Here is a 19,891-nt window from a genome sequence, read left to right on the forward strand (position 1 = left end):
CGGTGTGTGCCCAGGTGACTTCATGAATCTCCGCATCCTGCTGATCCTTGGCGCCTTGAGTGCCTTCGGGCCAATGGCCATCGACTTCTATCTGCCCAGCTTCCCGTCGCTGGCGCACGCCTTCGACACCGACGTCGAACACATCCAGTTGAGCCTGTCGGCGTACTTCGCCGGCCTTGCCATCGGCCAACTGCTCTACGGCCCCCTGGCGGATCGTATCGGCCGGCGAATTCCCCTGTTGCTGGGAGTGAGCATCTTCACCCTGGCCTCGCTGGCCTGCGCCTTCGTGCCGAACCTTGAGTGGCTGATCGCTGCACGATTCGTCCAGGCACTGGGTGGCTGCGCGGGCATGGTGATCTCGCGGGCGGTGGTGCGTGACCTGTGCGACCCGATCGCCGCCGCCAAGGCCTTTTCGCAACTGATGCTGGTGATGGGGCTGGCGCCGATACTCGCGCCGTTGGGCGGCGGCCTGCTGCTGGACCTGGCCGGCTGGCAGTCGATCTTCTATTGCCTGACGCTGTTCAGCGCGCTGGCCGGCGCGGCCATCGCCCTGTGGTTGCCGGAAACCATCCCGGCCGGCCCACGCGCACCCTTGCGCGGGGCAGGGCGGCAGTATCTGTCGCTGTTTTCCGATCGCTCCTTCCTCACCTACGCGCTGACCGGCGGTGTCGCCGTCGCGGGGATGTTCTCCTACATCGCCGGATCGCCCTTCGTGTTCATCCAGCTCTATGGCGTGCCTGCCGAGCACTATGGCTGGATCTTCGGCAGCAACGCGGCGGGGTTCATCCTGATGGCGCAGGTGAACGCACGGCTGTTGCGCTATCGCGGGCCGGGTTTCTGGTTGCGCAGGGCGGTGTGGGTGTACTTCGCCTGCGGCGCGACGCTGCTGGCGATCACCCTGGCGAGGCCGGCTGAACTGTGGCCGCTGTTGATCCCTCTGTTCGGCGCCATCGCCTGCCTGGGCTTCCTGCTGCCCAATGCTTCGGCCTGCGCGATGGCCAGCCAGGGGCGACACGCCGGAAGCGCGTCGGCCCTGATGGGGAGTCTGCAGTTCACCGTGGCGGCAGGCGCCTCGGCCCTGGTCGGCGCGCTGCACGATGGCTCGGCGCTGCCGATGGCCCTGGTGATCACCGCCTGCGGCTTGGCGGCCGCGCTGCTTGGCTGGTCCAGCGGACAGATCAGCGAACGCGCCGCCTGAACTGAATCAGCCCGCGGCGCGCTGGCGCAGCTCGGGCAAGTGGTGCGGTGCCCGCAACCGGGCTTCCAGGGTATCGACGAAGGTGCGAGCTTCCCGCTCGCTGCGGAAGCCGACGGCCTGTTGATCCAGGCAGACTTCCCACGGCTGATTCTTGTTGGCGGAGGACGGGCGAACGAGGATGTGCATGATGGGCACCCCTGGACGGTCTCTTGAAGGGAATCTCAGTGTAGACCCGTCACCGAACGCTAAAGGATGCGACATGGGGTCGCCGACGGCCGGCCGGTCCGCCTTTCATGCGCCGCCGCGGCCCTGGCTCAGGCGCCTGCGGTAGGCGCTGGGCGAGAGCCCCATCACCTTGCTGAAAAGTCTTGAAAAGTAATAGCTGTCGTCATACCCCACGGCCTGGCTGACCTGTGCGATGCCGCAGGCGCTGCTGTCCAGCAATTGGCAGGCGTATTCGATTTTCAGGTGCAGGAAGTGCTGGATCGGCGTGCGCCCGGTGAGCGCCCGGTAGCGGTTGACGAAGTGGAACTTGGAGAGGTTGCAGAAGGCCGCCAGCTGCGGCAGTTCCAGGCGCTGGTGCAGGTTGTCGCGCATGTAGGCGTGCAGGCCGTCCAGGTCGAGCCCGGCATCGCGAACCGGGCGCAGCAGCGGCAGTTGGCAGAGCAGGGCGCGCAGGCGGCTGGCGGCGAGCAGGAACGGCTGGAAGCGGTAGCCGCTCAGGCGCGCCTCCAGCAATTGGGCGAAGCCACTGACCAGGGTGTGCTGCAGGCCCCAGTGGCGGACCGGCGAATCTTCGTAGCCGGCGGCATGGCGCAGCCAATCGGCGCCGTCGCCGCGCAGATGCACCCAGTGGATCGTCCAGGGATTGGCGGTGTCGGCATGGTAGGCGTGGGCCATGCCCGGTGGCAGCCAGATCAGGTCGCCACAGCCGACCGCCTGGGTCCGCCTCTGGGCAACGAGTTCGCCCTGGCCTTCGCTGCAGTAGATCAGCAGGTGATCGTCGTGCTGCTCGCGGCTCATCTGGTGGTCGCGGGCGCGCCGGTAGTGGCCCAGGGAACTGGGATAGAGGTCGCGGCTGAGCGGGTGGGTGGAGAGCTTCTGCAGCAGTGTCGGCGGTAGCACCAGACGCAGGCTGTCGGCGGGAAGGGGCCAGTCCGAGGTTCTCGACATATGAGTAGTCCGCTCAGCAATTTAATCCAGCAAGAGCACAATTTAGTCGATCTCCGGCGCTGTGTGCCGGTGATAGCTTTGCCTTTGCGCGAAGTGTTCTGCCGTTGCTTGCGCAATAAAAGCCGGCTGCTGTCTGAGAGCGGCCAGCATACGACCAAAGGTTGATGGTGGGGTGATAAACCCCGGCCATACTCGTTGTTCGACCTCGATAACAACAAATAAGAGGCTCAGATGATGAACTACCGGCAGTGCTATGACCGCTCCATTGCGGAGCCGTCCTCCTTCTGGGCCGAGCAGGCCCGCCGCGTGGCCTGGTACCGCGCCCCGCAGGACATCCTGCAGTCCCTGCCCGACGGCAGCCACCGCTGGTTCGCCGATGGCCGCCTGAACTCCAGCTACCTCGCCCTCGACCGCCAGATCGAACTCGGTCGCGGGGAGCAGACCGCGCTGATCTATGACTCCCCCGTCACCCGGACCCAGCAACGCTTCACCTTCCTCGAGCTGCGCGACGAAGTCGCCCGCCTGGCCGGCGCCCTGCGCGCGCTGGGGGTGGAGCGGGGCGATGGGGTGATCATCTACATGCCGATGGTGCCGCAGGCCGCGATGGCGATGCTCGCCTGCGCGCGCATCGGCGCGGTGCACTCGGTGGTATTCGGCGGCTTCGCGCCCTACGAACTGGCGCTGCGCATCGACGACGCCAAGCCCAAGCTGGTCCTCACCGCCTCCTGCGGGCTGGAGTTCGACCGGGTCATCGAATACAAGCCGCTGGTGGACAAGGCCCTGGAGCTGGCGCTGCACCAGCCCGCCCATGTGCTGGTGTTGCAGCGCCCGCAGGCGATGGCCGAGCTGTTCGCCGGGCGCGATCTCGACTGGCGCGAAACCCTGGCCCACGCCCAGCCGGCGGAACCGGTGGAACTGGTCAGCGGCGACCCGCTGTACATCATGTACACCTCCGGAACCACCGGGAAACCCAAGGGCATCGTGCGCGACAACGGTGGCCACGCGGTGGCGCTGCACTATGCGCTGCCGACCATCTTCGGCCTGCAGCCGGGCGATGTCTGGTGGGGCGTGTCGGATGTCGGCTGGGTGGTCGGCCACTCGCTGATCGTCTATGGCCCGCTGATGAATGGCTGCACCACGGTGTTCTATGAGGGCAAGCCGGTGCGCACACCGGATGCCGGCAGTTACTGGCGGGTGATCGAGGAGCACAAGGTCAACAGCCTGTTCTGCGCGCCCACGGCGATCCGCGCGATCCGCAAGGAAGACCCCCACGGCGATCTGCTCAAGCACTACGACCTGAGTTCGCTGCGCCACCTGTTCCTCGCTGGCGAGAAGCTCGACAGCAGCACCCAGCACTGGCTGGAGGAACTCACCGGCAAACCGGTGCACGACCACTGGTGGCAGACCGAGACCGGCTGGCCGGTGACCGCGCCTTGTACCGGCCTGGACGGCCACGACCTGCGCGCCGGTTCCACCAACCGTGCGGTGCCGGGCTACCACGTGCAGGTGGTGGATGACGAAGGCCGCGTACTGGGCCCGAACGAGCAGGGCTCCATCGTCATCGCCCTGCCGCTGCCGCCCGGTTGCGCGCAGACCCTGTGGAATGATCATCCGCGCTACCTGCAGGCCTACCTGAAGACCTATCCCGGCTACTACCACACCGGCGACGGCGGCTATGTGGACGAGGAGGGTTTCGTCTACATCATGGGCCGGACCGATGACGTGATTAACGTCTCCGGCCACCGCCTCTCCACTGGCGAGATGGAGGAGCTGCTGGCGCTGCATGATGCGGTGGCCGAGTGTGCGGTGCTGGCCGTGGCGGACAATCTCAAGGGCCATGTGCCGCTGGGCCTGGTGGTGCTCAAGGACGACGCCAGGATTGCCGAGGACGTATTGCAGCGCGAGCTGGTGGCGCTGGTGCGCGAACGCATCGGTGCACTGGCCTGCTTCCAGCGCGCGGTGGTGGTCAAGCGCCTGCCCAAGACCCGCTCCGGCAAGATCCTCCGCGCGGTGTTGCGCAAGATCGCCGATGGCGAGGAATACGCGCCGCCTTCCACCATCGACGATCCCAGCATCCTCGGCGAGATCGCCGAGCGCCTGGGAGCGGCCGGGCTGGCCAAGGCGAGCTGATCCCACGCGCCGGCCTTGCCGGCGTCTTTCCAGGGCCGCCTTCGAGCGGCCCTTTTTTATCCGCCGTCCCTGGCCAGGGTGAGTGATGGCCAGCTGCTTCTATACTGGTCGAATAGGCCTCTACGGGTGGTATTGCAGTCATGGTCACCCCGGACATTCTCGACGAGGAAGAGCTCGCGGCACTGCGGGAAGTCACCACGCCGACTCCGCGCAAACCCGTGGCGCTACTGGTTGAGGACGATCCCGAGGTGTTGGCCGGGTTGTGCGAGTTGATCGAGACTGCCGACTTCCGTTGCCTGATCGCCCACAGCGCGGCCGAAGCACTACGCCGTATTCGCCGGGATGAGTCGGACATCGACCTGCTGATCACCGACCTGCCGATGGAGCGCAAGGGGGCGGGACTGGAGCTGATCCGCGATCTCAACGCCATCGGCACCTTCCTGCCGATCATCGTCCTTTCAGGCCAGGCCGACACCCTCGACCTAATCGAGGCGATGGGGCTGAACGTCTTGGAAGTCGTGCTCAAGCCGGTGGACCCGGAGTACTTCCTGTACGTGCTGAGCCGTAGCTTGTAGGCCTGTCGGTAGTCAGGAACGCAGAACGTATAACGTTCGACGTCAGACGCCGTTTGACCTTGGTTTCCGGGCGCTCCGAACCCGGCCTGGAGCCGGCCGATGTGCTGAGGTGAGTCGGCGTACAACCGCGAACGGTTGTACGCCCTACGGGGATTACAGCGTCTGCGCCTTGAACGTATCGCACTTGCCCGGCGAGCCGCTCTGGAAGCCCAGCTTGAACCAGCGCACGCGCTGCGCCGACGAGCCGTGGGTGAAGGAGTCGGGCATCACGGTGCCGCGCGCCTGGCGCTGCAGGTGGTCGTCACCGATGGCGTTGGCGGCATTCAGCGCTTCTTCCACGTCGCCCGGCTCCAGCCAGTTCAGGCGCTGCTGGGCGTGATTGGCCCAGACCCCGGCGAAGCAGTCGGCCTGCAGTTCCTGGCGCACCGACAGGCCATCGGCGCCTTCCATGCGCGCACCGCGCTGACGGGCGGCCTGGATCTTGGCGGAAATGCCCAGCAGGTTCTGCACGTGGTGGCCGACCTCGTGGGCGATCACGTAGGCCTGGGCGAAGTCGCCGGCGGCCGAGAACTTCTGCTCCATCTCGCGGAAGAAGCCGAGGTCGAGGTAGACGCGATGATCGCCCGGGCAATAGAAGGGGCCGACCGCCGAGGAGGCGAAGCCACAGGCTGAATTCACTCCGCCGTTGAACAGGATCAGCTTGGGCTGCTCGTACTGGGCGTTGCTGCGGGCGAAGATTTCTCCCCAGGTGTCCTCGGTGTCGCCGAGGATGGAGCGGACGAATTCCACCTGCGGGTCGTTGGGGTTGGCCGGCTTGCCCTGCACCGGGCGGCTCGGCGCCTGTTGCGAGACGTCCATCTGGCCGAGCAGCGAGCCGAGGATCTGCATGGGGTCCTGGCCCATCAGCAGGCCGACCACCACGACGATGGCCACGCCACCCAGGCTGAGGCCGCGTCCGCCGATGCGCGGGCCGCCGCCACCGCCCATGCCGCCGCCGGTTTCGTCCCGTGCGTCCACCACGTTGTCGCTGCGTCGTCCTTTGCGCCAGAGCATGGCGGCGTCTCCTTGAGGAAGTTGATTCAGTGTTGTCTCGGGGGGGCTGCGCCGCCAGCCCGATCGTCAGGCCAGGCGGTGCAGCAGTTCGGCACGGGCGAGCAGTTGCACATCGCCGCCGACGCGGACCTCGTCGTCGTGTCCGACCAGTACGTCGAGGCGGCTGGGGCGGCCGACGAAGCGGCCCTGGGAGAGGTGGAACGGCTCGCCATGGCGGGCCTTGCCCAGCTCCACCAGGTAGGCGGCGACGGGGCCGGCGGCACTGCCGGTGGCGACGTCCTCGATGATGCCGGCGCCATCCCAGGTACGGCCCTCGCGGTTATCCACATCCAGCACGAAAACGAAGGCGGCGTGGAGCTTCGCCAGCTCGGCGCTCACGTCCGTGCGCTGCCGCACGCGGCCCAGGGCTTCGCCTTTCACGGGCAGCAGCAGGTAGGGCAGGCCGGTGCTGACCACGACGGCGGGGTAGTCGGCGAGGTCGGCGGCGGACAGCGAGAAGGCCTCGGCGAACCCGCGACGGGTCTCGTCATCCAGCACGTTGCCGAAATCCGCCGTGCCCTGGTTCATCTCGGCGTGGAAACCGGCGCCGCGCTTGCGGGTGGCGACCTTCACGTCCTTGGCGGCCAGTTGCAGGGTCCAGAGCTCCTCCTCGCCGCGCTGGTGCAGGTGGTGCAGCAGCGCGGCGGCGCCCAGCACCGGGTGGCCGGCGAACGGCAGTTCCTCTTCGGGGGTGAAGATGCGCGCCGAATAGGTGTCCAGCGTAGCGGAGGGGAACAGGAAGATGGATTCGAACTGGCGCAGTTCCTGCGTCAACGCCAGCAGCGTCGCATCCGGCAGGCTGCGCGCGTCGGGGAACACCGCCAGGCCGTTGCCGCTCAGCGGTTGCTGGGCGAAGACGTCGAGTTGCCAATACTGAAGGGGGGACATGGGACTCCAGGGGCCGCGTCTGAGCGGCCGATAAGAAAAACTCGACAGCCAGCCTAGCGAGCTATATGTTCGCCGACAAGAAAGCGCCCGTCACAGCGCCGCGCTTTCCAGGCCACCGCAGTGGCCGGCGTCGCTCGGACGGTTCCGGGCGCCTACGTTCATCAGAGGACACCATGACTGAACCCCGTTCAGCTCGTCGCTTTGCGCGCATCGATCGCCTGCCCCCCTACGTTTTCAATATCACCGCGGAACTGAAGATGGCCGCCCGCCGCCGTGGCGAGGACATCATCGACCTGTCCATGGGCAACCCGGACGGGGCCACGCCGCCGCACATCGTCGAGAAGCTCTGCCAGGTCGCCCAGCGCGAGGACACCCACGGCTATTCCACTTCCCGTGGCATTCCGCGCCTGCGCCGCGCCATCTCGCACTGGTACCGCGATCGCTACGACGTGCAGATCGACCCCGAGTCCGAGGCCATCGTCACCATCGGTTCCAAGGAAGGCCTGGCGCACCTGATGCTCGCCACCCTGGACCACGGCGACACCATCCTCGTGCCCAACCCCAGCTACCCGATCCACATCTACGGCGCGGTGATCGCCGGCGCCCAGGTGCGCTCGGTGCCCCTGGTGCCGGGGATCGACTTCTTCAACGAGCTGGAGCGGGCGATCCGCGAATCCATTCCCAAGCCGAAGATGATGATCCTCGGCTTCCCGTCCAACCCCACCGCGCAGTGCGTGGAGCTGGACTTCTTCGAGCGCGTGGTCGATCTCGCCAAGCGCTACGACGTGCTGGTGGTGCACGACCTGGCCTATGCGGACATCACCTTCGACGGCTGGAAGGCCCCGTCGATCATGCAGGTGCCCGGCGCCAAGGACATCGCGGTGGAGTTCTTCACCCTGTCCAAGAGCTACAACATGGCCGGCTGGCGCATCGGCTTCATGGTCGGCAACCCGGAGCTGGTCTCGGCACTGGCGCGGATCAAGAGCTACCACGACTACGGCACCTTCACCCCGCTGCAGGTGGCGGCCATCGCCGCGCTGGAAGGAGACCAGCAGTGCGTGCGCGACATCGCCGAGCAGTACCAGAAACGCCGCGACGTGCTGGTGAAAGGTCTGCACGAAGCCGGCTGGATGGTGGAGAACCCCAAGGCCTCCATGTACATCTGGGCGAAGATTCCCGATGCCTATGCGCACCTGGGCTCTCTGGAGTTCGCCAAGAAGCTGCTCAAGGACGCCAAGGTCTCGGTGTCGCCGGGCATCGGCTTCGGCGACTACGGCGATGACCATGTGCGCTTCGCCCTGATCGAGAACCGCGACCGCCTGCGCCAGGCGGTGCGGGGGATCAAGGCGATGTTCCGCGCCGACGGCCTGTTGCCGGCGAAGGCGGAATAAAAAAGCGGCGGCCAACTGGCCGCCCCTTTCATTTGCAGTATTTCCCGGTAGTAGCGAGCCGAGTCAGTGCGCGGGGTAGTCCGCCAGCACTTCACGCTTGCCGGTCCTGGTCAGGCCAACCACCTGGTAGGCGTCGTGGCGGTCGCCCATTTCCATGCCCGGCGAGCCCACCGGCATGCCGGGTACGGCGGCGCCAGCCAGGTCCGCGCGCTCGCGCAGCTTGAGTACGTCGGCTGCCGGCACATGGCCCTCGACGAACTTGCCGTCGATCACCCCGGTATGGCACGAGCCCATGCTGTAAGGCACGCCGAGTCTGGTCTTCACTGCACTCATGTCCGCCTCCACATGGTCGTTGACGGTGAAACCGTTGTTCTCCAGGTGCTTGATCCAGTCCTTGCAGCAGCTGCAGTTGGCATCGCGGTGCACGTCGATGGTCAGCGGCTCGGCGGCCTGGGCGGCGCCGGCGACAAGGGCGGTGAGCAGAAGCAGGGTACGCATGGTGGAAACCTCGAGGACCGGAAGCGCCCGAGGATACTCCCGGTGGCTGGACCACCCCATCCATCAGCTGTATCTATATATGACGGAGGCCCCGAACTTGCCGCGTCTTCCGGGGTCTGTAGCTGATCGGTGATGCGTCCGCGGCACTGGGTCGCAGGTGTGGACGTGTTGGAAATGGCTGTTCGGCCAAGGAGAAAGAGCATGCTCTTCGCCCGTCTCGTCCTGTTGGTCCAGGCTCTGGTGTGGGGTGGCCTGGGGCTGCTGTATTGGATACGCCCCTACGAAATGGCCAACCTCAGCGGCATGCTACTGATGGAACCTTCCTCCGTGAGCGATGCCCGGGTGTTCTATGGCGGGCACCAGTTCGCCCTCGCGCTGTTCCTGGTATTCGCCCTGCGCCGCCGCCTGCTGGTGCGCCCGGCGCTGATCCTGGTGATCCTGGTGCAGCTCACCCTGACCCTGTCGCGCCTGCTGATCGCCTGGACCGAAGGCGGGATGGCGGTGGACGCGCAGCTGGCCGGCGTGGTCTATCGCGGAGCGATTTCCGCGCTGGCGATACTCGCGCTCTACTGGCTGGAGCGGCAGTCGCGCAACCGCTCGACCCCGCCCTCGGCCAGGAAGCCTGACGACCATGACGAGTCGGACGAGCATCGCGCGGACTTCGAAGGCCTGTGAGCCGCGGGAGGCAGCGGTTGCCTCCGGATGAGCGGCGCGGCTCAACGCACCCGGAATGCCGGGTTACCCCGCGTGTCGTGCTATCGTATTGATTTTGCGGAAGAACCGGTGCGGGGCCAAAGATGAAGTTCGTACATCAACGTGAACACCTGAACGAAGGCGATCTGGTGGTCATCGAGTGCTCCATGACCTGCAACATCCGCCTGATGACCGACGCCAATTTCCGCAGCTTCAAGAACGGCGGCCGCCACGCCTACCACGGCGGCGCGTTCGACCGTTTCCCCGCGAAGATCAAGGTGCCCAGCACCGGCTACTGGAACGTCACCATCGACACCGTGACCCGCCGCGCCATCAGCGTCACGCGCAAGGCTGACTTCAAGTACAGCATCAAGTTCGTCCGCAAGTCGCCGTCCAACTACAGCTGATATCCAGAGCCTCTCTCAGCGTCCGGCGTGTGCGGGGAATTCCTGCAGCAGCCGGGCGATGGCGTCGTCGAACGCCTGCTGGGTCAGGGACGGATCGTGCAGCTGGCGCGCCACCTGGGCCTGGAGCAGCACCTCGCCCGAGGCATCGTCGAGAATCCGCAGGGCCAGCCGGGCCTGTTCGGAGTCGGCGATCTGCGTCTGGGTGATCACACCCGCCTGGGTTGCCACCGGCCGCTGGATCACGCCGGTCTGGGTGTCCAGGCCGAGCATGTAGATCACTCGCAGATCTCCCGCATTTTCCTGGTAGCGATAACCCTTGGCCTCCAGCGCCCGGCGGACGCCGAGGTCGAAGCGGTCTTCGAGGTCGTCGCGGTGGCCCGGCGCGCGCACGGCCTGGATGAAGAAGGTGCTCTGGTGACCGTCGGCGTTCGGCGAAACGCTGACACTGGCGGGATCGCTGGCGCAGCCGGCCAGCAGGAGGAGCAGAAGGGGCAGGATCAGGCGGGGCATGGACGGTACTCTGGCTGTTGTCCCCCAAGCCTAGCCCCTGGCGGGGAGGGTGCCGCCCAACCCTTGGTTGGGCGGCCCGCTGTTGGGCGAAGAGTGCTCAGCGGCGGGTCAGCAGCACGCCGGCTTCCATGTGGTGGGTGTAGGGGAACTGGTCGAACAGGGCGCAGCGGCTGACCTGGTGGGTGTCGTGCAGCTGGGCGATGTTCTGCGCCAGGGTCTCCGGGTTGCAGGAGATGTACAGGATGCTGTCGAAGCGGCGGGTCAGCTCGCAGGTGTCCGGGTCCATGCCGGCGCGCGGCGGGTCGACGAATACGCTGCCGAAGTCATAGGACTTCAGGTCCACGTCGGCCAGGCGGCGGAACGGGCGCACGTCATTGAGCGCCTGGGTCAGCTCCTCGGCGGACAGGCGCACCAGGGTCACGTTGTCCACGGCGTTATCGGCCAGGTTCGCCAGGGCGGCGTTCACTGAGGTCTTGCTGATCTCGGTGGCCAGCACCTTGCGCACACGGGTGGCCAGCGGCAGGGTGAAGTTGCCGTTGCCGCAGTACAGCTCCAGCAGGTCGTCGTCGCGCTGGCCCAGGGCTTCGTACGCCCAGTTGAGCATCTTCTGGCAGACCTCGCCGTTGGGCTGGGTGAAGGCGCCCTCCGGCTGACGGTAACGGAAGCTGCGGCCGGCAACGGTCAGTTCTTCATTCACGTAATCACGGCCGACGACCAAGCGCTTGCCACGGGAGCGGCCGACGATGCTGACGCCCAGCTCCGCAGCCAGCTTCTCGGCGGCGGCCTGCCAGGCAGCGTCCACCGGGCGGTGGTAGCAGAGGGTGATCAGCGCGTCGCCCGCCAGGGTGGTGAGGAATTCCACCTGGAACAGCTTGTGGCCCAGCGTCGGCTCGGCCCAGGCGGCTTTCAGGCGCGGCATCAGTTCATTGATGCGCTGGCTGGCGATGGGGAACTGTTCGATCAGGATCGGCGTGTGCTTGTCGCCCTGCTCGAACATCGCGTAATGGCGTGCCTCGCCCTCGCGCCACAGGCGGAACTCGGCGCGCAGGCGGTAATGCTCGCGGGGCGAATCGAACACCTCCGGCTCCGGCGCGGCGAAGGGCGCCAGCAGCTCGCGCAGGCGCGCGGCCTTGTCGGCCAGTTGGCTGTCGTATTGGGAGGGATCGAAACGCGGACTGCTCATGGGGCGGGTAACTCGTGTGGAGGCGGCGGCATTTGATGGGTATCGCTTCGCTCCACGCCATCCTACATCAGTGCCGCTTGTAGGATGGGTGGAGCGCAGCGATACCCATGCCGCGAAAGAAAAATCAGGCGTTGTACCAGCCCAGCTTGATCACGAAGAGCACGGACAGGATGACCAGCGCCGGGTTCAGCTCGCGGAAGCGGCCGGACAGCAGTTTGCAGGCGGTCCAGGTGATGAAGCCGAAGGCGATGCCGTTGGCGATGGAGAAGGTCAGCGGCATGGCCAGGGCGGTGACCACCACGGGAGCTGCGACGGTCAGGTCGTCCCAGTCGATCTCGGCCAGGCCCGAGGCCATCAGCACGGCGACGAAGAACAGCGCCGGCGCGGTGGCGAAAGCCGGGACGTTGCCCGCCAGCGGGGCGAAGAACAGTGCCAGCAGGAACAGCACGGCGACCACGATGGCGGTCAGGCCGGTGCGGCCGCCGGCGGAAACCCCCGCCGCCGACTCGATGTAGCTGGTGGTGGTGGAGGTGCCCAGCAGCGAGCCGAACATGGCGGCGGTGCTGTCGGCGATCAGGGCGCGGCCCATCTTCGGCATGTGTCCGTCCTTGCCCATCAGACCGGCGCGCTTGGCCACGCCGATCAGGGTGCCGGAGTTGTCGAACAGGTCGACGAAGAGGAAGGCGAAGATCACGCTGGTCAGGCCGATGTCCAGGGCGCCCTTGATGTCCAGTTGTAGGAAGGTCGGCGCCAGCGACGGTGGCATCGACACCACGCCGCCGAACTTGGAGACGCCCAGGGCGATGGCGATGAAGGTCACCACCAGGATGCCGATCATCACCGCGCCGGTCACGCGGCGGGCTTCCAGGGCGACGATCAGGATGAAGCCGAGGATTGCCAGCAGCGGCTCGGGCTTGGCCAGGTCACCCATGCCCACCAGGGTGGCGGCGTTGGCAACGACGATGCCCGACTCCTTCAGCGCGATCAGCGCGAGGAACAGGCCGATGCCCGCGGCAATGGCCGAGCGCAGCGCCAGTGGGATGCTGTTGATGATCCATTCGCGGATGCGGAAGATCGAAATGATGAAGAACATGCACGCGGAGAGGAACACCGCACCGAGCGCCACCTGCCAGGTGTGGCCCATGTGCAGGACCACGGTGTAGGTGAAGAAGGCGTTCAGGCCCATGCCGGGAGCCAGGGCGATCGGGTAGTTGGCGATCAGGCCCATCACCGCCGAACCGATGGCGGCGGCCAGGCAGGTGGCGACGAAGATCGCGCCCTTGTCCATGCCCGTTTCGCCGAGGATGCTCGGGTTGACGAAGAGGATGTAGGCCATGGTCAGGAAGGTGGTGATACCCGCCAGGATCTCGGTGCGCACGTTGGTATTGTGCGCCTTGAGTTGGAACAGCTTTTCCAGCATGTTTGGCTCCCCGTGGCGCTCTCGCGCCGTTATCGTTCTGGCCGGGAAAAGCAAGGTGCATGCCCAGATGGGCCCTGCGCCTTTTCTTGTGGCCGGCAAAAAGGCGCGCATGATACCAGCTCGTCCCGCGCCGGAGAATTTCTGACCGGACCGCCAGCATCCGTTCGTCATCCAGCATAGTCGCGGGTGCCGACCAAGGGAGTGCAACTTGTGCCACGAAGGTGGTCTGACTCTCTATATGACCCTGGCCTGATTGGCCGTTCTGCCTGATTCGCATCCGATGAAACGCTCGATACCGTTCCTTCTAGCTGCACTGCTGGCCGCCTGCGCCGGTGCTCCGCCGACCGCCCCGCAGCACAGCTTCGACGTCCACGCCCTGGCCGAGCGCGCCTCGGCCAGCACCCGCACCCTGGCCGACCCGCAGGGCAAGGCGGTGCTGGTGACGACCCAGCCGACCCTGACCCAGCGCGACGTACAGCAGGCCGAACTGGCCAGCGTCGCCGACGGCAAGCCCGCGGTACAGGTGCAGTTCACCCCTGACGCCAGCCAGCGCCTGGCACGCCTGACCCGCGAGGAGCAGGGCAAGGCCCTGGCGGTGGTGATCGATGGGCAACTGCGCCTGTTGCCCAGGGTCGAGCGTCCGGTGACCGATGGCCGGGTGACGCTGCAGGGGTTCGCCAGCCAGGCCGAGGCGGAAACGCTGGTGCGGCAGCTCAATGAGCTACGGCAGGTTCCGGTCCAGCCGGAGCAGAAGTCGAGTGGGCAACCGTAATAAAGGGGGGATGGCCCGCTCCGGTGCCTGCTTTTGTAGGAGCCACGTCGCGCCGACCAAATCGCAGACATGAAAAAGCCCGGCATCAGCCGGGCTTTTTCGTATAGCGGTTCGCGGTTTCAGCTTAGGCGCCGTATACCGGGAACTTGGCGCAGATGGCCTTGACCTTCTCGCGCACGCTGTCCACCACGGACTCGTCGCCCATGTTGGTCAGGATGTCGCAGATCCAGCCGGCCAGCTCGCGGCACTCGGCTTCCTTGAAGCCGCGGGTGGTGACGGCAGGGGTGCCGATGCGCAGGCCGGAGGTGACGAACGGGGAACGCGGGTCGTTCGGCACGCTGTTCTTGTTCACGGTGATGAAGGCGCGACCCAGGGCGGCGTCGGCGTCCTTACCGGTGATGTCCTGCTTGATCAGGGACAGCAGGAACAGGTGGTTCTGGGTACCGCCGGAAACCACGTCGAAGCCGCGCTCGATGAACACGCTGGCCATGGTCTGGGCGTTCTTCAGGACCTGCTGCTGGTAGGCCTTGAACTCGGGCTGCAGGGCTTCCTTGAAGCACACGGCCTTGGCGGCGATCACGTGCTCCAGCGGGCCACCCTGGGCGCCCGGGAAGACGGCGGAGTTCAGCTTCTTCTCGATCTCTTCGTTCTTGCGAGCGAGGATCAGGCCGCCGCGCGGGCCGCGCAGGGTCTTGTGGGTGGTGGTGGTGACCACGTCGGCGAACGGCACCGGGTTCGGGTAGACGCCAGCGGCGACCAGACCGGCCACGTGGGCCATGTCGACGAACAGGTAGGCACCGACCTTGTCGGCGATGGCGCGGAAGCGGGCGAAGTCCAGCACCTGGGAGTAGGCGGAGAAGCCGGCGACGATCATCTTCGGCTTGTGCTCGACGGCCAGGCGCTCGACTTCGTCGTAGTCGATCAGGCCGTTGGCGTCGATGCCGTACTGCACGGCGTTGTACAGCTTGCCGGAGGAGGAAACGCTGGCGCCGTGGGTCAGGTGACCGCCGTGGGCCAGGCTCATGCCCAGGATGGTGTCACCGGCGTTGAGCAGGGCCAGGTAGACGGCGGAGTTGGCCTGGGAGCCGGCGTGCGGCTGGACGTTGGCGTAGTCGGCGCCGAACAGCTGCTTGGCGCGGTCGATGGCCAGCTGCTCGACGACGTCGACGTACTCGCAGCCACCGTAGTAGCGCTTGCCCGGATAACCTTCGGCATACTTGTTGGTCAGCACCGAACCCTGGGCTTCCATCACCGCCGGGCTGGTGTAGTTCTCGGAGGCGATGAGCTCGATGTGCTCTTCCTGGCGCTGGGCTTCCTGCTCCATCGCGGCGAAGAGTTCGGCATCGTAGCGGGCGAGGGTCAAATCACGGCTGAACATGGCGGTCCTCTTAAGGATCGGGTGCTGGGGAAAGGCGCGCATTCTAACCCAAGGCGGCTGTGCTGGCACATGAAAGGCGGTCATGTGGCTGACAAATGGCCTTCACGGCCAGCTGCAAGCGCCAAGCCACAAGCTTCAGGCGAGAAGCCAGGCCATCCTGAGCTGGCTTGCAGCTTGCAGCTTGCAGCTTGCAGCTGCTCGGCGATCAGCCGAGCAGGAAGATCGCGTTGCTGGCGAACAGCGCGGCGAACTGGTCCGCCGGCACCGGGCGGCCGAAGAGGAAGCCCTGTACCTCGTCGCAGCCGTGCTGGCGCAGGAACTCCAGCTGGTCGTGGCTCTCCACGCCCTCGGCGATCACCATGAGGTTCAGGCTGTGGGCCATGGCGATGATGGCGCGGGCGATCTGCGCGTCCTGCTCGCCATGGGGCAGGCCGTCGACGAAGCTGCGGTCGATCTTCAGCACGTCGATGGGGAACTGCTTGAGGTAGTTGAGCGAGGAGTAGCCGGTGCCGAAATCGTCCACCGCGATCGCCAGGCCCAGACGCTTCAGCCCGCGGAGAATCTGCATGGCCTGGGACACGTCGCTCATCAGGATGCTTTCGGTCAGCTCCAGTTCCAGGCACGCCGGCGGAATGCCGGTGTCGCGGAGGATGCCGGCGATGCGCTCGCCCAGCTGGCCGTCGGCGAACTGCCGGGCGGAGAGATTCACCGAGACTTTCGGCACCCGTACCTTGTCGCGGTGCCAGGCCTTGAGCTGCAGGCAGGCCTGCTCAAGCAGCCAGTCGCCGACCTGGGCCACCAGGCCCAGCTCTTCCAGCACCGGAACGAACTCCGTCGGCGGGATCAGCCCGCGCTTGGGATGCTGCCAGCGCAGCAGCGCCTCGGCGCCGGTGAGGCGGCGGCCGTCACCGGTGAACTGCGGCTGGTAATGCAGGATGAATTCTTCCTGCTCGATGGCGCGGCGCAGGTCGCTTTCCAGTTCCAGGCGCTCCAGCGCGCGGGCGTTCATCTCGGCCTGGTAGAACTGGAAGTTGTTCTTGCCCACCTCCTTGGCGTGGTACATCGCCGTGTCGGCGTTCTTCATCAACTGGCTGAGCTCGGCGCCGTCCTGCGGCGACAGCGCCACGCCGATGCTGGCGGTGACGAAGAATTCGCGGCCTTCGAGGGTGAAGGGACGGGCGAGGCTGGCGAGGATCTGTTCGGCCACCTGGATCGCCTGGCGGAGCGCCCGCTCACGGTCGCCCTGGCCGGGCAGCAGCAGGGTGAACTCGTCGCCGCCCATGCGCGCCACGGTGTCGTCGTCACTGACGCAGTGGCTCAGGCGCTCGGCCACTTCCTTGAGCATGCGGTCGCCCGCGGCGTGGCCGAGGGAGTCGTTGATCGGCTTGAAGCGGTCGAGGTCGAGGAACATCAGCACCACCCACTGCTGGTGTCGCTCCGCCTGCAACAGCGCGGTGTGCAGGCGGTCCTGGAACAGCGTGCGGTTGGGCAGGTGGGTCAGGGCGTCGTAGTAGGCCAGGCGGTGAATGCGCCGCTCGCTGGCCTTGCGCTCGCTGATGTCGCTGAAGAAGCAGACGAAGCTCACCAGGTCGCCTTCCTCGTCGTGCACGGCGGTGATGCCGACCCAGGACGGATACAGCTCGCCGTTCTTGCGCTTCTGCAGGATCTCGCCTTCCCAGCTACCGCTTTTGCGCAGGCTGTCCAGCACGTGCTTGAGCTGGTTGGCCTCCTGGCGGTCGGCGGTGAGCAGGCGCGGCAACTGGTCCAGCACTTCCTCGGCCTGGTAGCCGGTGAGGCGGGTGAAGGAGTCGTTGATCTGCACGATGTAGCCGACCGGGTCGGTGACCATGATCGCCGCCGTGGAGTGCTCGAATACCGTGGCGGCCATGCGCATCTCGCGTTCCGCGCGGCGCTGCTGGCTGATGTCGCGGGCGACGCCGAGCAGGCCCTCGAAGCAACCGTGGTCGTCCCACATCAGGGCGATGCGCAGCTCCACCGGAATCTTGTGCCCATCGGCATGTATGCAGTCGAGGGTGAACAGCTGCGGCTCGGTGTTCTCGCGCAGCTCGGCGAGGCGCGTGGGCTCACCGATGGCGTCGTGCAGCCGCTCCAGCAGTGCGCTCAGGCGTTCCAGTTGCGCCGGGTTGGCGGCCACCTGCTGGAAGCCGTTGTGCAGCACCCAGTCCGCGCTGTAGCCGAACACCTGCTGGATCGACGGGCTGACATAGTTGAGCTTGACCTGGGCGTCGGTGGAGACGATCACGTCGCTGATGCTCTCGGCCAGCATGCGGTAGCGGCGGCTGCTCTCGCGCAGGGAGTTGTGCGCCTCGACGGTGTCGGTGATGTCCTTGGCCACGCCGATCAGCCGGGCCACGCGGCCGGCGGCGTCGCGGGTGAAGGCCTGCTCGCGGACGTCGAACCAGTGCCAGCTGCCGTCGCGGTGGCGCCAGCGCAGCTGGCTGTCGAGCAGCAGGCCGTCGCCCACCACCTGCTGCAGGTTGCGCACGCGCCAGTAGTATTCGACGTCGTCCGGGTGCAGGACCTTTTCCCAGAAGCGCTCGCCCATCGCCCGCAGCTCGTCGGGGCTGTAGCCGAGCTGGTAGCCGAGGTTGTGATTGCTGAAGATCACCCGGCGCGCGGCGATGTCGTGGATGTACAGGGTGTCGGGCACCGCGCGCACGGCGTCGGACCAGAACTTCTCGCGCTCGACCAGCGACAGCTCGACCTGCTTGCGCGAGGTGATGTCGGAGAGGCTGAGGGTGACCGCGTGGAAGTCCTGGATCATCTCCGGCACACGCAGTTGCAGCCAGAGGTGGCGCTGCTCGCCCTGGCGCGTCTGGATGCAGGCTTCCAGCTCGATCATGCCGTGGCCGGCCAGCACCGCGTCGAGCATCTTGCTGCGCACCCCGTCCGGGCGCATGCCGGCGCTGCCGAACAGCACCTGCCAGGCCTGCTCGGTGGTGCTGACGCCCATCAGGCGCTTGGCGACGTTGTTGATCTCGGTGATGCGCACCTGGCGCAGCAGCCCGGGCAGACGCTCGGGTTGCGCGGCGATCCACTCCTGCAGATCGTTCTGCCGGCGCAGGTTGAGGTCCACCAGGTTCTGCCGCAGTGCCGACAGGTCGAGCACACAGAGGGCGACGCCGACGCCGTCGAAGATGTCCTGGTAGCGCCGCCGCGTCTCTTCGAGGATATGCAGCGCCTGCTGTTCCTCGGTGACGTCGCGCAGCACCCAGACCTGGCCACCGTGCGGGAGGTTGTCGCGCAGCAGCCATGGCAGCTCCGGTGCGAGGGGATTGTCGTCCAGCGGGCGGCGGCTGACCGCGAACAGACGCGGCTGCCCGGTATGGTTGACCCGGACCAGCTCGGTGCTGCCGTTGTCCAGCGGGCTGACCTCGCCGCTCTGCTGGGCGCCCAGCCCCGGCAGGAGTTCCAGCAGATGATGGTTGGCGGCCTGGTCGGCCGGGATGCCGAACAGTAGCTCCGCTTGCGGGTTGAGGTAGGCCAGGCGGCCGTCGGCGCGGGTCACCAGCACCCGCTCGTCGATGGCGCCCAGCGCCTGCGCGGCCTGACGCAGGCGTTGCTGGGAGTCGACGGTCAGCGCGCGCAGGTTCTGTTGTTCACGCTGCAGGCGCAGCAGGGCGCCGCCGGTGACGCCGGCGAGCAACAGCAGCAGCGCCAGTTCCCCGACCAGCCGCGGCAGCAGTGCGGTGCGCACGCGCTGGGCGTCGAACAGCGGGCGCAATTGCCAGTCGGTGTTCTGGATCGGCAGTGCTTCGAGGCTCTGCGCCTGCTCCAGCGGCGAGGCAGCGGTAAGCGGGCCGGGGCGCGAACCGCTGGAGCGGCCGAGGACCTTGTGCCGTACCTGGTCTTCGAGAATCCATGGCGGCGCATTCGGACGCAGCTGCCCGCTCCAGCCACGGCGGGCGAGCCGCTCGTCGAGGCGGATGATGCTGTCCCCTCCGCCAGGCACGGTGGCGCGCAGCCAGATGTAGAACACCCCGCCGTTCTCTTCGCTGAAGGCGTAGTGATAGTCCTGCTGGCCGCCGCGCTCGCGCAGGGCGGCCAGGAAGGCGGCATCCTTGAAGCCAATGGCGGAGTCGCGCCGCGGTACGCCGTTGCTGTCCAGGCGCACCAGGCTGTGGAAGGCCGGATAGATGCGGCGCAAGCCGCTGAGCAGGGCGGGCTCGCCGTCGACATCGCCGCGGTCGTCGCGTTGCCGGAGCAGGGCCTGTGCGGCCATGGCCTTGAGCTCCAGGGTCAGCGAGATGCGCTGGGCCAGTTGTTCGCTGTGCAGCGTCACCCGCTCGCGCTCGAAGCGTTCCTGGCTGCGGAACTCCTGGTGCAGCTGCCAGGCCAGCAGGCCGAGCATCAGCAATACCAGCAGCATCAGGGCTGTCCGGGTCGCCACGCGGCCAGGTCGGGTCAGGGTGTCCGGGGACGGGCGGGGTGTTGTAGACAAGGACCTGTTACCTGGGGGCGATACGGCGGAATTCGGCATGGCTAGGATGCCCGGAAGTACGGCGATGTGCCAGCACGGCCGACGAGCGTCGTTTGCCCTTCCTGGCCCATTCCGGTAGCTT

General features: G+C 66.7%; 17 protein-coding genes. 7 read left to right on the plus strand and 10 right to left on the minus strand.

Features of this window, described 5'->3' with window-relative positions:
* Nucleotides 1-22 precede the first annotated feature (22 nt).
* Nucleotides 23-1,198, plus strand: coding sequence for a multidrug effflux MFS transporter (locus ACAW63_RS09200; protein WP_371233170.1), 1,176 nt, complete (start codon nt 23-25; stop codon nt 1,196-1,198).
* Between the two features lie 6 nt (nt 1,199-1,204).
* Here the strand turns inward: ACAW63_RS09200 and ACAW63_RS09205 are convergent, their stop codons facing one another.
* A complete protein-coding gene (locus ACAW63_RS09205) occupies nt 1,205-1,384 on the minus strand; it encodes a hypothetical protein (RefSeq protein ID WP_275610202.1) in 180 nt (59 codons plus the stop codon).
* Between the two features lie 105 nt (nt 1,385-1,489).
* Nucleotides 1,490-2,371, minus strand: a complete 882-nt coding sequence (locus tag ACAW63_RS09210; protein WP_371233172.1) for an AraC family ligand binding domain-containing protein — start codon at nt 2,369-2,371, stop codon at nt 1,490-1,492.
* A gap of 234 nt (nt 2,372-2,605) precedes the next feature.
* Here ACAW63_RS09210 and ACAW63_RS09215 point away from each other — a divergent pair, with 234 nt between their 5' ends.
* Both ACAW63_RS09215 and ACAW63_RS09220 read left to right on the plus strand, forming a co-directional pair.
* Complete coding sequence (locus tag ACAW63_RS09215) at nt 2,606-4,501, plus strand: propionyl-CoA synthetase (RefSeq protein WP_371234628.1); 1,896 nt, start codon at nt 2,606-2,608, stop codon at nt 4,499-4,501.
* Nucleotides 4,502-4,641: 140 nt separating this feature from the next.
* Entirely contained in the window at nt 4,642-5,076 is a 435-nt protein-coding gene (locus tag ACAW63_RS09220) for a response regulator (protein ID WP_371233174.1), read from the plus strand.
* A gap of 153 nt (nt 5,077-5,229) precedes the next feature.
* Here the strand turns inward: ACAW63_RS09220 and ACAW63_RS09225 are convergent, their stop codons facing one another.
* Together ACAW63_RS09225 and ACAW63_RS09230 are read right to left on the minus strand one after the other, a co-directional pair.
* A complete protein-coding gene (locus ACAW63_RS09225) occupies nt 5,230-6,129 on the minus strand; it encodes a neutral zinc metallopeptidase (RefSeq protein WP_371233175.1) in 900 nt (299 codons plus the stop codon).
* Between the two features lie 66 nt (nt 6,130-6,195).
* Nucleotides 6,196-7,056 carry a PhzF family phenazine biosynthesis protein gene (locus ACAW63_RS09230; protein ID WP_371233177.1) on the minus strand — a complete coding sequence of 287 codons (861 nt, stop codon included), beginning with the start codon at nt 7,054-7,056 and terminating at the stop codon, nt 6,196-6,198.
* A 173-nt stretch (nt 7,057-7,229) separates the two neighbouring features.
* On the opposite strand from ACAW63_RS09230, the gene alaC reads away from it, so the two are divergent.
* Nucleotides 7,230-8,447, plus strand: coding sequence for an alanine transaminase (alaC, locus tag ACAW63_RS09235; RefSeq protein WP_371233179.1), 1,218 nt, complete (start codon nt 7,230-7,232; stop codon nt 8,445-8,447).
* A gap of 63 nt (nt 8,448-8,510) precedes the next feature.
* On the opposite strand, the gene ACAW63_RS09240 is transcribed toward alaC, so the two are convergent.
* The gene (locus tag ACAW63_RS09240) at nt 8,511-8,945 is read right to left on the minus strand and encodes a DUF411 domain-containing protein (protein WP_371233180.1); all 435 of its coding nucleotides are present in this window, start codon (nt 8,943-8,945) and stop codon (nt 8,511-8,513) included.
* Between the two features lie 201 nt (nt 8,946-9,146).
* On the opposite strand from ACAW63_RS09240, the gene ACAW63_RS09245 reads away from it, so the two are divergent.
* A complete protein-coding gene (locus ACAW63_RS09245; RefSeq protein WP_371233182.1) occupies nt 9,147-9,620 on the plus strand; it encodes a DUF4345 family protein in 474 nt (157 codons plus the stop codon).
* Nucleotides 9,621-9,742: 122 nt separating this feature from the next.
* Nucleotides 9,743-10,045: a DUF1883 domain-containing protein gene (locus ACAW63_RS09250; protein ID WP_152220377.1), complete on the plus strand. Its 303-nt coding sequence runs from the start codon at nt 9,743-9,745 to the stop codon at nt 10,043-10,045.
* A gap of 15 nt (nt 10,046-10,060) precedes the next feature.
* Here ACAW63_RS09250 and ACAW63_RS09255 read toward each other — a convergent pair whose 3' ends face one another.
* From ACAW63_RS09255 to ACAW63_RS09265, 3 genes are all read right to left on the minus strand, one after another.
* A complete protein-coding gene (locus ACAW63_RS09255) occupies nt 10,061-10,555 on the minus strand; it encodes a DUF4136 domain-containing protein (RefSeq protein ID WP_371233183.1) in 495 nt (164 codons plus the stop codon).
* A gap of 97 nt (nt 10,556-10,652) precedes the next feature.
* Entirely contained in the window at nt 10,653-11,738 is a 1,086-nt protein-coding gene (gene trmA, locus ACAW63_RS09260; protein WP_343575107.1) for a tRNA (uridine(54)-C5)-methyltransferase TrmA, read from the minus strand.
* A gap of 124 nt (nt 11,739-11,862) precedes the next feature.
* Nucleotides 11,863-13,158, minus strand: coding sequence for an NCS2 family permease (locus ACAW63_RS09265; protein WP_371233185.1), 1,296 nt, complete (start codon nt 13,156-13,158; stop codon nt 11,863-11,865).
* 280 nt (nt 13,159-13,438) lie between these two features.
* Between ACAW63_RS09265 and ACAW63_RS09270 the strand changes: the two genes are divergently transcribed.
* The gene (locus ACAW63_RS09270; protein WP_371233187.1) at nt 13,439-13,930 is read left to right on the plus strand and encodes a hypothetical protein; all 492 of its coding nucleotides are present in this window, start codon (nt 13,439-13,441) and stop codon (nt 13,928-13,930) included.
* A gap of 124 nt (nt 13,931-14,054) precedes the next feature.
* Here ACAW63_RS09270 and glyA read toward each other — a convergent pair whose 3' ends face one another.
* Both glyA and ACAW63_RS09280 read right to left on the minus strand, forming a co-directional pair.
* Nucleotides 14,055-15,308, minus strand: a complete 1,254-nt coding sequence (gene glyA, locus ACAW63_RS09275) for a serine hydroxymethyltransferase (protein ID WP_371233188.1) — start codon at nt 15,306-15,308, stop codon at nt 14,055-14,057.
* A 205-nt stretch (nt 15,309-15,513) separates the two neighbouring features.
* Entirely contained in the window at nt 15,514-19,809 is a 4,296-nt protein-coding gene (locus tag ACAW63_RS09280; protein ID WP_371233190.1) for an EAL domain-containing protein, read from the minus strand.
* Between the last annotated feature and the right edge of the window lie 82 nt (nt 19,810-19,891).

It is taken from the genome of Pseudomonas sp. QE6 (assembly GCF_041379005.1).
Lineage (GTDB): Bacteria > Pseudomonadota > Gammaproteobacteria > Pseudomonadales > Pseudomonadaceae > Pseudomonas.

What these genes read in the sequence shown, in the direction of transcription:
- ACAW63_RS09200 (WP_371233170.1), top strand. Translation starts at nt 23, where the DNA reads ATGAATCTCCGCATCCTGCTGATCCTTGGCGCCTTGAGTGCCTTCGGG.
- ACAW63_RS09210 (WP_371233172.1), bottom strand. Translation starts at nt 2,371, where the DNA reads ATGTCGAGAACCTCGGACTGGCCCCTTCCCGCCGACAGCCTGCGTCTG.
- glyA (WP_371233188.1), bottom strand. Translation starts at nt 15,308, where the DNA reads ATGTTCAGCCGTGATTTGACCCTCGCCCGCTACGATGCCGAACTCTTC.
- alaC (WP_371233179.1), top strand. Translation starts at nt 7,230, where the DNA reads ATGACTGAACCCCGTTCAGCTCGTCGCTTTGCGCGCATCGATCGCCTG.
- trmA (WP_343575107.1), bottom strand. Translation starts at nt 11,738, where the DNA reads ATGAGCAGTCCGCGTTTCGATCCCTCCCAATACGACAGCCAACTGGCC.
- ACAW63_RS09220 (WP_371233174.1), top strand. Translation starts at nt 4,642, where the DNA reads ATGGTCACCCCGGACATTCTCGACGAGGAAGAGCTCGCGGCACTGCGG.
- ACAW63_RS09225 (WP_371233175.1), bottom strand. Translation starts at nt 6,129, where the DNA reads ATGCTCTGGCGCAAAGGACGACGCAGCGACAACGTGGTGGACGCACGG.
- ACAW63_RS09245 (WP_371233182.1), top strand. Translation starts at nt 9,147, where the DNA reads ATGCTCTTCGCCCGTCTCGTCCTGTTGGTCCAGGCTCTGGTGTGGGGT.
- ACAW63_RS09240 (WP_371233180.1), bottom strand. Translation starts at nt 8,945, where the DNA reads ATGCGTACCCTGCTTCTGCTCACCGCCCTTGTCGCCGGCGCCGCCCAG.
- ACAW63_RS09230 (WP_371233177.1), bottom strand. Translation starts at nt 7,056, where the DNA reads ATGTCCCCCCTTCAGTATTGGCAACTCGACGTCTTCGCCCAGCAACCG.
- ACAW63_RS09280 (WP_371233190.1), bottom strand. Translation starts at nt 19,809, where the DNA reads ATGCCGAATTCCGCCGTATCGCCCCCAGGTAACAGGTCCTTGTCTACA.
- ACAW63_RS09205 (WP_275610202.1), bottom strand. Translation starts at nt 1,384, where the DNA reads ATGCACATCCTCGTTCGCCCGTCCTCCGCCAACAAGAATCAGCCGTGG.
- ACAW63_RS09250 (WP_152220377.1), top strand. Translation starts at nt 9,743, where the DNA reads ATGAAGTTCGTACATCAACGTGAACACCTGAACGAAGGCGATCTGGTG.
- ACAW63_RS09270 (WP_371233187.1), top strand. Translation starts at nt 13,439, where the DNA reads ATGAAACGCTCGATACCGTTCCTTCTAGCTGCACTGCTGGCCGCCTGC.
- ACAW63_RS09255 (WP_371233183.1), bottom strand. Translation starts at nt 10,555, where the DNA reads ATGCCCCGCCTGATCCTGCCCCTTCTGCTCCTCCTGCTGGCCGGCTGC.
- ACAW63_RS09265 (WP_371233185.1), bottom strand. Translation starts at nt 13,158, where the DNA reads ATGCTGGAAAAGCTGTTCCAACTCAAGGCGCACAATACCAACGTGCGC.
- ACAW63_RS09215 (WP_371234628.1), top strand. Translation starts at nt 2,606, where the DNA reads ATGAACTACCGGCAGTGCTATGACCGCTCCATTGCGGAGCCGTCCTCC.